The organism is Flavobacterium sp. TN-1, assembly GCF_052828645.1.
Window position 1 is genome coordinate 289,563 of sequence record NZ_CM128253.1, and the last position, 13,864, is coordinate 303,426.

The 13,864-nt window shown below is 29.6% G+C and carries 10 protein-coding genes and 1 tRNA gene; 4 read left to right on the plus strand and 7 right to left on the minus strand.

What is annotated here, in order from left to right; translation table 11 throughout:
• Positions 1-262: 262 nt before the first annotated feature.
• A tRNA-Gly gene (locus ACUXZJ_RS01165) sits at positions 263-335 on the minus strand.
• Positions 336-908: 573 nt separating this feature from the next.
• Between ACUXZJ_RS01165 and ACUXZJ_RS01170 the strand changes: the two genes are divergently transcribed.
• Positions 909-2,561, plus strand: coding sequence for a L,D-transpeptidase family protein (locus ACUXZJ_RS01170; protein WP_063743242.1), 1,653 nt, complete (start codon positions 909-911; stop codon positions 2,559-2,561).
• Here ACUXZJ_RS01170 and ACUXZJ_RS01175 read toward each other — a convergent pair.
• Both ACUXZJ_RS01175 and ACUXZJ_RS01180 read right to left on the minus strand, forming a co-directional pair.
• Positions 2,505-3,212, minus strand: coding sequence for a murein L,D-transpeptidase catalytic domain family protein (locus tag ACUXZJ_RS01175; protein WP_060381658.1), 708 nt, complete (start codon positions 3,210-3,212; stop codon positions 2,505-2,507). The two genes, ACUXZJ_RS01170 and ACUXZJ_RS01175, sit on opposite strands and share 57 nt — an antisense overlap.
• A gap of 803 nt (positions 3,213-4,015) precedes the next feature.
• Entirely contained in the window at positions 4,016-5,293 is a 1,278-nt protein-coding gene (locus ACUXZJ_RS01180; protein ID WP_063743243.1) for a hypothetical protein, read from the minus strand.
• Between the two features lie 1,064 nt (positions 5,294-6,357).
• Between ACUXZJ_RS01180 and gpmI the strand changes: the two genes are divergently transcribed.
• On the plus strand, positions 6,358-7,875 hold the full coding sequence (gpmI, locus tag ACUXZJ_RS01185) for a 2,3-bisphosphoglycerate-independent phosphoglycerate mutase (protein ID WP_063743244.1): 1,518 nt from the start codon (positions 6,358-6,360) through the stop codon (positions 7,873-7,875).
• A gap of 66 nt (positions 7,876-7,941) precedes the next feature.
• Here gpmI and galE read toward each other — a convergent pair whose 3' ends face one another.
• Complete coding sequence (gene galE / locus ACUXZJ_RS01190) at positions 7,942-8,955, minus strand: UDP-glucose 4-epimerase GalE (RefSeq protein ID WP_060381655.1); 1,014 nt, start codon at positions 8,953-8,955, stop codon at positions 7,942-7,944.
• A 74-nt stretch (positions 8,956-9,029) separates the two neighbouring features.
• On the minus strand, positions 9,030-10,160 hold the full coding sequence (locus ACUXZJ_RS01195) for a DegT/DnrJ/EryC1/StrS family aminotransferase (RefSeq protein ID WP_063743245.1): 1,131 nt from the start codon (positions 10,158-10,160) through the stop codon (positions 9,030-9,032).
• Between the two features lie 93 nt (positions 10,161-10,253).
• On the opposite strand from ACUXZJ_RS01195, the gene ACUXZJ_RS01200 reads away from it, so the two are divergent.
• Together ACUXZJ_RS01200 and ACUXZJ_RS01205 are read left to right on the plus strand one after the other, a co-directional pair.
• On the plus strand, positions 10,254-11,486 hold the full coding sequence (locus tag ACUXZJ_RS01200; RefSeq protein WP_060381653.1) for a 3-deoxy-D-manno-octulosonic acid transferase: 1,233 nt from the start codon (positions 10,254-10,256) through the stop codon (positions 11,484-11,486).
• Positions 11,483-11,929 carry a GNAT family N-acetyltransferase gene (locus tag ACUXZJ_RS01205; protein WP_060381652.1) on the plus strand — a complete coding sequence of 149 codons (447 nt, stop codon included), beginning with the start codon at positions 11,483-11,485 and terminating at the stop codon, positions 11,927-11,929. Before ACUXZJ_RS01200 ends, ACUXZJ_RS01205 begins: the two co-directional genes overlap by 4 nt.
• 38 nt (positions 11,930-11,967) lie before the next feature.
• Here ACUXZJ_RS01205 and ACUXZJ_RS01210 read toward each other — a convergent pair whose 3' ends face one another.
• Positions 11,968-12,687: a LytR/AlgR family response regulator transcription factor gene (locus ACUXZJ_RS01210; protein WP_063743246.1), complete on the minus strand. Its 720-nt coding sequence runs from the start codon at positions 12,685-12,687 to the stop codon at positions 11,968-11,970.
• 1 nt (position 12,688) lies between these two features.
• Positions 12,689-13,771 (minus strand): sensor histidine kinase, encoded by a 1,083-nt coding sequence (locus ACUXZJ_RS01215; RefSeq protein ID WP_060381650.1) that lies wholly within the window; start codon positions 13,769-13,771, stop codon positions 12,689-12,691.
• Positions 13,772-13,864 lie beyond the last annotated feature (93 nt).

Below are 13,864 nucleotides of genomic sequence, written 5' to 3' on the forward strand. Positions count from 1 at the left end.
AAAAACAGAATGGATCGGATTCTTAAATACAGAATCCGATTCATCAAAATATAAATTTTGCACTTTTTAGATTAACAAATTTGTATACTTAATCTATCTCACAACTTTTAGTCTTGATTCTGGATTTCTTCTTATTCGGATTATCCAATCTTTTTGCATAATCCCACTTCTGTTCTTAACCTCAGATTTTGGACTTGATCCCTAATCTAGGGATTTTAGAGTTGATTCCAAAAAAAAAGCCTTGAATTTCTTCAAGGCTTTGAGCGGAAGACGAGGCTCGAACTCGCGACAACCAGCTTGGAAGGCTGGAGCTCTACCAACTGAGCTACTTCCGCATTGCGAGTGCAAATATAAGCATGTTTTTTGTTTCTGCAAATTTTAAATCTATTTTTTTTAAAAAAATTTGATCATCAACTTATTTATTCGATAAAAATTTTGCTTTAAAATGAGTCTCTTATTAATAAAACTGTACTTTTGTATATCATGATCAGCATAGAAATTCTTTTAAAAAAACGAGCTTACTTTATTACAAATAAAGTGTTTATAAGAAAAAAAATATTAAGAAATACTTTTCTTACAATTTCACAATTATCTAAAAAAGTTGATTTCAATTTATTTTGTATTTATTTTTTTAAAACAGTCTTTTTGATCTTTCCTTTTCAAAATAATTTATTAAACCACGCTCATTCCTTTCCTACAAGAAACTTTACTTTTTTTAATACTATTACTAAAATAAAATTTTACAGGGAATTATTACGACACCATTTGGAACAATTTTTGAAAAGAAAACCTCTAAGAAAAGTTTATCTTAATAGTGAAATAAGCATTATATTTTTTTATAAACCATACATAAACAAAGTTAAACTAGTAAAGTATAATATAACCTATGATAAATAAATTTTACAGTTATGAAAAGTTTTTACCCCGTATTTATTTCTGTTTTGATCTACTTAGGTTGTGCTAACAACACAAATCCCAATCTTTTCTCAACAGAAGAAAGTATTCAAAATGCTTTAAAAAATGAAACTTTATTAGAAAATTGGGATTTAGATAAAAATAGAATAGCATTATTAGAGGCTATTAGGAAATCTACGGAAGAAGGACTAAATCCAGAAGATTATCATTATTCTGAATTATTAAGATACGAGGACTCAATAATACTAACCTCTGACCAGAAAGAAAGTTATCATAAACTACTTACTATCGCGCTGATTAAATATAGCTCTCATTTAAAAAATGGAAAGCTTAATGCTAACGAAATCTATTCTGATTGGGAAATAATCCCTAAACCTATAGTAACAGATTCAATATTAACTTTCGTTTTAGCAAAAAAGCAAATAGATAGTTTAATTAACGTAAGCAAACCACAACATCATATCTACAAACAACTCAAAAAGGCTTTATTAAAAATTAATACTATGCCGAATGAAGTTTTTGACACTATAAAACCTAAACCAAATGAAAAACTATACTTTGGATTAAAAAATAGCAGTACAATTGCTAAAATTAAAAAAAGACTAAGATTATGGGGCGATTTAAAACCTAATGATACTCTTTTTAATAAAACATTTGATGAAAATTTAAAAAAAGCAATCATCTTATTTCAAAATCGTCACGGATTGCAAACAGATGGTAAAATAGGCTTAGGCACACTGAAAGCATTGAATTACAGCAAGGAGTATCGCAGACAGCAAATACTTGTAAATCTTGAAAGATGGCGATGGTTCCCTGTAGATTTGGGTAATAATTTTTTAGCCGTTAATCTTACTGATTTTCAACTACAACTCGTAGAGAACAACGATACTATAAAAACATATAAGGTAGTGATTGGTCAACCTAAACGTAAAACGCCTATTCTGTCTTCAAAAGTTGACAATATTGTCTTTAATCCTACATGGACGGTTCCTCCTACAATTATAAAGGAGGATTTAATTCCTGCTGCTACAAAAAGTAAAAATTATTTTTATAAAAGCAAAATCAAAATTTTTAATTCTAAGAATAAGGAAATACCTCCATACTCGTGGAAGTCTGAAGACGCATTAAGTTATAAATACGTTCAAGATCCTGGCTATAATAATTCTTTGGGGTTAGTAAAAATAAACTTCAGCAATAAACACCTTGTTTATATGCATGATACAAATCATAGAGAACTTTTTATCAATCAATACCGTGCTTTGAGTTCTGGCTGTGTTAGAATAGAAAAACCACTACCATTAGCGGAATATTTATTAAAAGACAAATTTAAAAAGAAGTACGTAAAAGAGGAAATCATTCAAAAAAATAAAACAAAAAATACAATTCCTATATACAAGAAGAAATTAATAGAAGTACCAACTTATTCACTAGCAGAGATCGACACAATTCTTCAGAAAAAAGAAACAAAAGCTGTAAGAGTAAGTCAGAATTTTGGAATTCATTTTCTATACTTTACAGCTTGGTATGATAAAGAAATATTACAATTTAGAAACGATATTTATGAATATGATCCTGACTTATACTTACGATTAAGCGATCAATTTACTAGCAATATCATAAGCCCTAGTAGGATGATAGATAAATAAACATGTCTTATCTTTCACAACATTTATAACATCGTATTTAATAGATTCTGGTATAGCTGGACAACCTTGACTTCTTCCTAAATAACCTTGCCTCTTTATTGTTATTAGGTTAGCATATTCGGCTCCGTGCATTACAACGGAACGGTTTCTTGCGTTATCATTAATTCCTCTTTCTTGACCGTCTAACTTCAAAGACAAACCATGTTTACCTATATATGTTTCTCCTGTTATATAAAACCCTAAACTACTTTTACTAGAATTTAATTCATTTGAAAAACTACTAGCAAACTCAACTCCCGATTTCATTCCGTGTGTAACTAAATTATTAAACAAAATTCTGTTCGAAATCAAATCAATAACCCACATTCTTTTTTTAGTTGATGATAAACTAAAATCAATTACCGTTAATACATCTTTTTCTATTAATCCTTTTTCTTTTAATGAATAATATCCAAACATTGCTTTCTTAAAACATTCCATAGGCGGTAATGCCAAATGATTTGCGTCTAAAGAAAAATAGATCATCTCAATTTTGGCTAACATAGCAAAATTACTTTTACTCGTTACCAAGTCAGAACTCACGTTATTAGTAGTCTTTGGGGAAAAAGACATTAAGAATAACAAAACAAGGGGTAAAAATCTGTAAACCATTGACAATCTTTTATTTATATTGTTATTACTATAATACAAATTTCATAAAAAAAAATCGACATAGCAAATTATTTTTGCATTTTGTCGATTTTTTTTGCATTTTGTCGATTTATTGTTCTTTTTTATGATCCAATTCTTTTTGGTTGAAGGGAAATAAAAGAACCTTGTTTAATATCTTGATGATTTTGTTCCCAAGAAAAAATGCAGATACACTTTTTTGGAGTTACTACAAGATGTAAAATAAGAAGGCTGTCCTAAAATAGACTGCACTAGAAAAAATACTTCCTACTCCAAAAGTAATAGCTCCACTAACTGCTCTTAAAGAAGCTGCTTTTAAAGCACTACCTATACTCTAATATTTTAAACTTCCATCTTTAAAATACGTTATTGCGGTACAACTAAACAAAACTATTGTAGCTGCTATTCCCGCTGCAATAAGCAATGGCATAATCTCTCTACTCGGTTCATTGAATATCAATGAGTTATTCATTACGTATCCATACTTGTTATAACACTATATATGGGTCTGATCTTGTCTATTTTTGTCCGTATTCAAAAATCAACGTAAAATAGGATCATACAACCTACCGTTCATGTGAATCAACCCTTCCTCTTCGAAATATTCATGCCGGTATACTCTCTATCCAATAATTGCATGATACCACGTGTTAAATTTCCCCAAGCGTCAAAATCACGTTCTTCTAATAGTTTCCCTTTTTCAATCAATTATTACTAATATGGCTCCTAGATAGTTATTGTGCTGGATTAAGCGAAGAATTTTATATTATTTTTAAAAAAACTTATTACTTCCTGTTTTTTTTCTCCAATTCTTCTATGCGCTTATTTTGTATTTCCAATTGTTTTTTTTGTTGAATTACATATAATGTTAATTCTTCAATTTTTTGTAATAATTTTATCTGAAACGCTCCGACGTTCACACCTTCTTTTTCCATTTCTTTTGCTGATGCTATTTCGGGTAGATGTCTTTTTTCTTTTACATGTTTTTCTACTTCTTCTAATTTGGGCAGGTTATAATCGTCGGCAAAAACAAAATCCGCTGTAGGGGTAGTGGTTACTTTTATTTCTTTGGCTTCTAATTTTCCTTGTAGTGCGACATTACCATCTGCTTTAATAACCATACCTTTATCCCATTTCCAATTGTTTTCAGAATTGGGTGCTATATGCAATGTATTTCTACCGTCATCAGGCGTATGAAAAATCCATGAATTAGTTCCTCCTGATACAAGATCGCTCGCATATAAATTTTTACTTAAAGTAACATTCCCATTTACATTCATATCTCCATTATCGTGTAAAACTAAACGCTGATTTGAATTTGAAAAATTATTAGGATAATTCCAAAACTGTAAGCTATTACCATAGGGACCTGTCATATTGTACATTCTCCATACTGCTCCTGCTTCTGTTTTTTCTGGATTATATAAACATAAAGCAGGTCCTTCTTTACCTGAATTTGTAATTCTAATATATCCTCCATTGACTTCCATTTTTTCCGAAGGATTATCTGTACCGACTCCTACGTTTCCATTATCTAAAAAAGTAACCAATTTCATATTATCATTCCTTCTCCTAATATAAAACTTCCATCCTGACCCATCTCCAAAATCAATAGCTCCCGCATTTGGACTCTGAAAAGCTGCTCTGAAAATAGGCGAAGCTCCATGTTGAAAGTTCAAAGATATATCCCCATAAACATCTAGCTTTGTTATAGGTGATACTGTTCCTACCCCTACATTACCATTAGGTAAAAAAGTCATATATGCCTTGTTCCAGTCTTTACCAATAAATCCATAATCTAAAGTTGGAGCACCATTTATTGAAGTAGTTCCCTTACCTCCAAACATAATTAAATTAAGATTGTTTGGATCCGAGTTTTCTCCTATTTGAAAACCTCTACTCCATGCTCCATTCCATCCTTTTAATGAACTAACATCTATTCTAGCACCATAATTGGGACCTCCTAACCCAATACCTACATTATCAATAACTTGTTGTCCGTATCCTAAAGAAGCTACTAGTCCAAAACATACAGTTCTTAAATCTTTAATTTTTATTTTCATTTTGTTCTTTTAAATCTTAATTTTCATTTTGTTTAAAGGTTATGAACGAAAAGTAAAAAATTGATTTCTAATAATTATCTCATTTTTACTTCTTAACCTAATTTCAATTACAAAAACTCATTCCTTTGTGATTATTGTATTTTCTTCATCTCCTGTGATGTATTCCATCACTATTATATATATATTTCTCTGGGCAATTTTCCAAACTCAAACAGCGTGGTATTCATTTGTTCTACTTTTGTTGATGCACGTAATACTTGTCCCGAAAATAAAATTAAACAGAATAACCAAATTGATTTACCTTGAATGGATTGCCTATGTAAATACGACTGCTAGTAAACTGGATTGAAATAATAAGAGAATTATTACACCCTCGAAACCAGATGTAAATCAAACGATACCAATTCCTCAACTAACTTTATATCTATTTTATTTAAACTAGGGCAGTTTATACAAATAGAACGTTTAATCTGGTTGCCTACCTCATCATATTCAAAAAGTAGCTTACTTAAATCTTAAGCATAACAAATCCTTATAAGAAATAAAAAAAACACCAAAATAACTTCTCATAAAACCTTATTTCTTTAAAATTCACTACAAAAGTATAACAAAAACAGATCTTATCCCAAAACCCCTTTAATTCTCTAAGAATAAAGATTTGATTTACAGAAAGTATTATTTTTACAATTTGATGAAATACTTATTTATCAGATGAAATACACCTTTGTCTAAGATCTTTTATCCCCTTTTAAAAATGTTTTTTAATAAAATCTACGTGATAATCATCCTCTTTTCTAAACATTTTTTTACAAAAACAAAAATAGTTGATAATAACAGTCTAATTTCATAGTCTAACTACCTTTTATTAAAAACTATTTCATTCTTTTAGTTTACCCTATATCAATAAAATTACAATAATTATAGTTATTTATTTGTATCCATAATTTGATCTCTAATTCACAAAAAATAACGTTTGATAACCCCGCTTTATAATCTGTTCGAATTAAAAGATCATATTTGATTTCAAATTCCTAATTTTGAGGTTTCACATAACACTTCTAAAAATGAATAAAAAAGTAATTCTAATGATTCTTGATGGTTGGGGAAAATCACCTGATCCTAAAGTATCTGCTATTGACCAAGCCAATACTCCTTTTATAGATACCCTTTATACACAATTTCCAAATGCTACATTACGAACTGATGGACTTAATGTAGGCCTACCTGATGGACAAATGGGAAATAGTGAAGTAGGTCACATGAACTTAGGTGCTGGAAGGATAGTATATCAGGATTTAGCTAAAATTAATCTAGCTGTTCAAAACAAGACTCTTAATAACGAAAAAGTCCTGCTAAATGCCTACGAGTACGCTAAAAAAAACAATAAACCTGTACATTTTTTAGGATTAGTATCAGATGGAGGGGTTCACTCACATACAGATCATTTAAAAGGACTATTGGATGCTGCAAATGATTATGGTTTAAAAAAAGTTTTCGTTCATGCTTTTACGGACGGTCGCGATGTAGATCCTAAATCTGGTGAAAAACATATAGATGATTTAGCGCAGTATTGTACACGTTCAGCAGCTAAAATTGCCACTATAACAGGACGTTATTTTGCTATGGATCGTGACAAGCGTTGGGAACGGGTAAAAAAAGCGTATTCCGTTATGGTAGAAGGCATAGGGAAAAAAGCTACTGACCCTGTAACCGCTATTAGAGAGAGTTATTTTAATAACATAACAGATGAATTTATTGAACCAATTGTATTAGTTGATGCTCATCAAGAACCTTTAACAACAATACAAAATGGCGACGTAGTTATTTTCTTTAATTTTAGAACAGATAGAGGTCGTGAACTAACAGAGGTTCTTTCTCAAAAAGATCTTCAGGAACAAAAGATGAATCATCTAGACTTGTATTATGTGACAATGACCAACTATGATGAAACCTATAAAAATGTATACGTTATTTATGACAAGGACAATATTACAGAAACCTTAGGTGAAGTAATATCTAAAACTGATAAAAAACAAATTAGAATAGCCGAAACTGAAAAATATCCACATGTTACTTTCTTCTTTTCTGGAGGGCGAGAGGAGCCTTTTGAAGGTGAAAATCGAATTTTATGTTCATCTCCTAAAGTAGCCACTTATGATTTACAGCCTGAAATGAGTGCATTTGACCTAAAAAACGCATTAATTCCAGAATTAAAAAAAGAAACAGTAGATTTTGTGTGTCTTAACTTTGCAAATGGTGATATGGTAGGTCACACGGGAAATATGCAAGCAGCTATCAAAGCATGTGAAGCAGTGGATCAATGTGTTAAAGAGGTTATAACAACTGCTTTAGAAAATAGTTACACAACAATACTCATTGCTGACCATGGCAACTGTGATACTATGATAAATCCTGACGGAAGTCCCAATACTGCTCATACAACAAATCCCGTTCCTATTATTTTAATAGATCCAGAATTAAAAAATATAAACGATGGTGTTTTAGCTGATATTGCCCCTACTATTTTAGAATTAATGGGCATTTCTAAACCCGAGGTAATGACTGGAAGATCTCTATTATAAATACTTACAAAAAAGAGGTTGCCCAAAAGAATCTAAATTATTACTTTTAGGACAACCTTTTTTTAATTATCTTCTAATTTTTTGTTCCCATTCCCAAGCGCTTGTTAATGCTTCTTCTAGGGTAGATTGAGATTTCCAGCCCAAAACCTCATTAGCTTTTGCTGTATGGGCGTAAGCTTCTGTTATGTCACCTTCTCGTCTTCCTACAATTTTATAAGGTAATTTTTGACCTGATACTTTCTCAAAAGTAGAAATAACTTCTAACACGGAGCTTCCTGTTCCTGTTCCTACATTAAACACCTCTACTTTTTCTACATTCTTTTTAGCTAAAAGTCGTTCTAGGGCAACAACGTGGGCTTTAGCTAAATCTACTACATGAATATAATCACGAATAGCCGTTCCATCTTCTGTAGGATAATCATTTCCAAAAACCGATAATTCTTTTCGTAACCCTATAGCTGTTTGTGTAATAAAAGGTATTAGATTTTGGGGAACTCCTAATGGTAATTCTCCTATTTCTGTAGAAGGGTGTGCTCCAATTGGATTGAAATAACGTAGTAAAACAGCATTTATATTAGTTACTTTAGTTACATCTGCAATTATTTCTTCTCCTATTTGTTTTGTATTACCATAAGGAGATATAGCTGACTGTACAGGAGCATCTTCTGTTATAGGCATTTCTTCTGCTTGTCCATAAACTGTACATGAAGAACTAAAAATAAAATGTGCTTCTGTTTTTTGTTGTAATTCTTGTAAAAGATACACTAAAGTATTTATGTTATTTTCATAGTATAACAATGGATTTTCTACGCTTTCCCCAACTGCTTTACTAGCAGCAAAGTGAATAACTCCATTTACATCTTGATATTTTTGAAAAAAATCTTGAACTGATTTTTTATCACGTAAATCAATTTTTTCAAAAATAGGTTTCTTACTTGTAATATTTTCAATTCGTTGTAAAACTTCTATTGACGAATTTGACAAATTATCTATTATAATTACCTCAAAACCTTTGTTTTGCAATTCTACTACAGTATGAGACCCTATAAACCCCAAGCCTCCAGTTACTAATATTCTCATAAGAATTAATTAATTTGTTTATTGATTATTGTTTATTGATTATTGATTATTGATTATTGTTAACGAAGAAATATCTATCCTATAAAGTCTAGAACTACATCTGTAATAAATTTTATTTGTTCATCATCTAATTCAGTATGCATTGGTAATGCAATTACTTCCTTAACTAACTGATTAGTCACCATAAAATCAGCTTCATTATAACGTATGTCCGAATAGGCTTTCTGACTATGTAAAGGAATTGGATAGTAGATAGCACATGGTATTTCTTTTGATTGTAAATGTTCTAATAAAGCATCACGTTTACCATTAATAACCCTAAATACATATTGATGAAATACGTGATCATCAGTATTACTATTAAATTGAGGTATCACTATATTTGGGTTTGATCCAAGAGCTAGATTATATTTATAAGCCGCTTCTCTACGTGCTTTATTATACGCATCTAAATGCGGTAATTTTGTTTTTAATATACCCGCTTGAATACTATCTAAACGAGAGTTTACCCCTACTACATCATGATGGTAACGAACATACATTCCGTGATTTACAATTCCTCTCAAATTATGAGCTAATTGATCGTCATTTGTAAAAATAGCCCCACCATCACCATAACAACCCAAGTTTTTAGATGGAAAAAATGAGGTAGCTGCCACATGACCAATTGCTCCTACTTTTGATTTTGAACCATCTTTAAAAGTATAATTAGCTCCAATAGCTTGTGCATTATCTTCTATAACATATAAGTTATTCTCTCGGGCTATTTCCATTATAGCCTCCATATTTGTTGCTCGACCAAATAAATGTACTGGAACGATGGCTTTTGTTTTAGGTGTGATTGCCTTTTTAATTGCCTCAATAGAAATATTCATTGTATCTATATCTACATCTACTAATACAGGTGTTAATTGTAATAATGCAATTACTTCCACAGTAGCGGCAAAAGTAAAATCAGCCGTAATTACCTCATCTCCTGGTTTTAATCCTAATCCCATCATGGCAATTTGCAAAGCGTCTGTACCATTTGCACACGGAATTACATGCTTAACACCTAAATATTTTTCTAAATCAGCTTGAAATTGATGAACTAAAGGTCCGTTGATATAAGTTGTCGTATCTAAAACTTCTTGAATAGAAGTATTAACTTCCTCTTTTATTTTATCATATTGGCTTTTTAAGTCAACCATTTGTATCTTTCTCATCGAGTAAAATTTAGGTTACAAATCTACTAATTTAATAGCTTTTCTACTAAATTTTAGAAAACTAATGTATTTTAGCATCATCAAATTTTAATTATGCTTTTTCTATACAACACAGTTATACATTTTGTACAATTTTTCCTAAATATCATAGCTTTAGTTAACCCTAAAATTAAGTTATTTGTTAAAGGTCGGAAAGATGTATTTAACACTTTAGCTTCAAAAATTAATCCAACAGATAAAACAATCTGGTTTCACGCGGCATCTTTAGGAGAATACGAACAAGGTTTACCTGTCATAGAAAAGGTTAAAGAAAATTTTCCTTCGTATAAAATAGTATTAACATTCTTTTCTCCTTCGGGATATGAGGTTAAGAAAAACAATACAATTGCAGATATTACAATCTATTTACCTTTAGACACTAAAGCCAATGCTAATCTTTTTTTAGAATTAGTACATCCTGAAAAGGTATTTTTTATTAAATATGAGTATTGGCCTAATTATTTAAATGAATTAGGAAAAAGAAAAATTGACACTTACTTAATTTCTGGTATTTTTAGAAAAAAACAGTTATTTTTTAAATGGTACGGAGGATTTTACAGAAATGCTTTAAAAAACTTTAATTATTTTTTTGTTCAGAATGATTCTTCTAAAGAATTACTACAAACTATAGGATTTCAAAACACTATTGTTTCTGGAGATACTCGTTTTGATCGGGTAGTCACTATTTTAGGAAGAAATAATACGTTAGATTTTATAAAACAATTCAAAGATAACAAAACGACTATTGTCATAGGTAGTTCTTGGCCAAAGGATGAAGAATTGTTAATCCCATATATTAATCAATCCTCGGACGATGTAAAATTTATTATCGCACCCCATAATATTAAAGGTGAGCAAATATTAAAAACTAAGTCTCAAATTAATAAGTCCGTGATATTGTATTCTGAAATAAACAATAAAGATCTAGCTCAATTTAATGTATTTATTATAGACACTATTGGTATTTTGACTAAAATATATTCTTATGCTGACATAGCTTACGTAGGAGGTGGTTTTGGCAATCCTGGCGTACATAACATTTTAGAACCAGCTACTTTTGGCGTTCCTGTAATAATTGGTCCTAACTACTCGCATTTTACAGAAGCTACTGCTTTAGTATATCAAAAAGGATGTATTTCCATTTCGGATCAAACAGAGCTAATTCAAGCTTTTAATTTATTAATTCAAAATGAAGATGAAAGGCACGAAAAAGGACATATCTGTCAAACTTTTGTTCAAATGAATACTGGAGCAACTCAAACCATTATAAATACGATTTTTAAATGATACATTTCAAACTTATAGAACAAGATCAAATTGACTTAGCGGTTCAGATGATGCAGGATTTTTACGCAATTGATAATTATCCTATTAATCCAAAAACTTCTTCTGCTTTGTTTCATGAGTTTATTTCTAATAGCAACTTAGGACGATGCTGGTTTATATACCATGAAAATAAAATAGTAGGATATATTATTCTTACTTTTATTTTTAGTTTTGAATATCAAGGTACTTTGGCTTTTATAGATGAATTATACCTTATTGAATCTTCAAGAGGAAAAGGTATTGGAAAAAAAGCTTTGGATTTTATTAAAGAACAAGCATTCGTTTTTAATATAAAAATGATTTATTTAGAAGTTGAAGAACATAATAATAATGCTCAAAAACTATACATTTCTAATGATTTTGTCATTCATAAAAGAAAAATAATGAAATACAAAACAAAATAGTAAGATCCTACTAAATAAAAACCTTATTGAACAAAATCTTATAGGCTCATTTTTTCTTTAAACAAGCTAGATTGCCTTCTTGATATTTCTATTTTTTGATCATCCTTTAGATCTACCAATAAATTACCGCTAAACCATAGATCAATATTTTTTATATAGTTTATATTAATTATTTGATTACGATTAGCTCTAAAAAAATCTTCTGGAAGTTTTTTCTCAATCTGATTTAGTGACTTATTTAATACTGCTTTTTGATCATTAAAAAAAACTTTAGTATAGTTCCCCTCTACTTCAAAAAGATAAATATCTGCAACTTTTAAGAGCCAACATTTTTCGCCATCTTTGATAAAAATTTGATTAGATGCTTCTACTTTTTGTCTATTTTTTACAGCTTTGTTTTCTAACTTTTGTTTAACCTTATCAATTGCTTTTAAAAACCGATTAGGACTTACGGGCTTCATTAAATAATCTAAAGCATTATATTCAAATGATTTTAAAGCATATTCGTCAAACGCTGTTGTAAAAACAGTTATTGGAACATCATCTAACATTTCTAACAATTCAAAACCATCTTTTTCTGGCATATTTATATCTAAAAAAAGTAAATCAGGATTCAAAGAATTAATTAATTCATAGGCTTTATCTACGTTTTCCGCTTCTCCTAGAACTTCTATCTCAGGAAAATTTTTAATCAACTCTTTTAATTCATTTCGAGCCAATCGAGAATCTTCAACTATAACAGCTTTAATTTTTATCATTTTATATATTAAAAGGAATTACAACTTTAGCTTTTACCATTTTATTTTCTTCTATAATTTCAAAAGTGGCTCTGTTAGCGTACAGAAGAAAAAGTCTTTCCCTTATATTTTTCAATCCTATCTGAGTAGAAGCGCTCCTCTTTTTTAAAAATCCTGTATTCTCAACAATTAAATGTAGTTCGTTTTTTTTAATTTTTGAAATCAATTTTACAACACCTCCTTCTTTTATATTTGACACACCGTGTTTTACTGCATTCTCAACTAACATTTGTACTATCATAGGTGGAATAGAAAAATACAATGTATCAGAATTTATTTCTGTAATATATTCTAACCTATCTTCTAATTGTATTTTAGAAAGAGCTATATAATTACTAACCATTTCTAGTTCTTCTTCTAATATAATTTTATTCGTATCGCTTTTGGTTAAAGAATAACGCAACATTTCAGATAACCTAGTTAGCATTTCTCTAGATTTTGAAGGATTTTCAAGAATTAATCCACGTATATTATTTAAGCTATTAAACATAAAATGTGGATTTATCTGACCTTTAAGCGTATTTAAAGTTATTTCTCTTAAGTTAGTTTCTAGTTCTAATTGTTTAATTTTAATTTCTTTTAAATATTTAAAAATTTTATACGCCATCACAATAAAAAACCACACTAAAAAGGATACTGCAAATACAGGTATATTTGCCAATTTCATAAGAAAAGTTAAGGGATTTTCTCTATCTAAAAAATACTTTAATGGCACACTTAAAACAGGCCATAATAAAAGATGATATAATATTTGAGATAAAGCAAAAACAAGGACAATTCCCCAAAGAGATCTTTTTGAAATCTTACCAATTTGAACTTTATAATCTACATAAGCAAGAATAATATTAGATAGCAAAAAACCTAGTAATCCACATAAAAACCCTTCTGTAATAAAGTAATACATTTTGCTCCATTCTAACGTATTCCATTTCTCAACTTGAGAAAGTCCGTAGGATAATTTTTCAAAAGTTAAAATAGATAACAAATAAATTTGCCACCCGATAAAGTTTAAAATGTGATATCTCCAATTTGTTATTAATCTCATTTAAAATAAAACTGCAATAATTAAATCTACTAATTTAGTTATCAAATGTAATATAAACTGTATCATATTCTTATTTTTAATCTTTAGTATAAC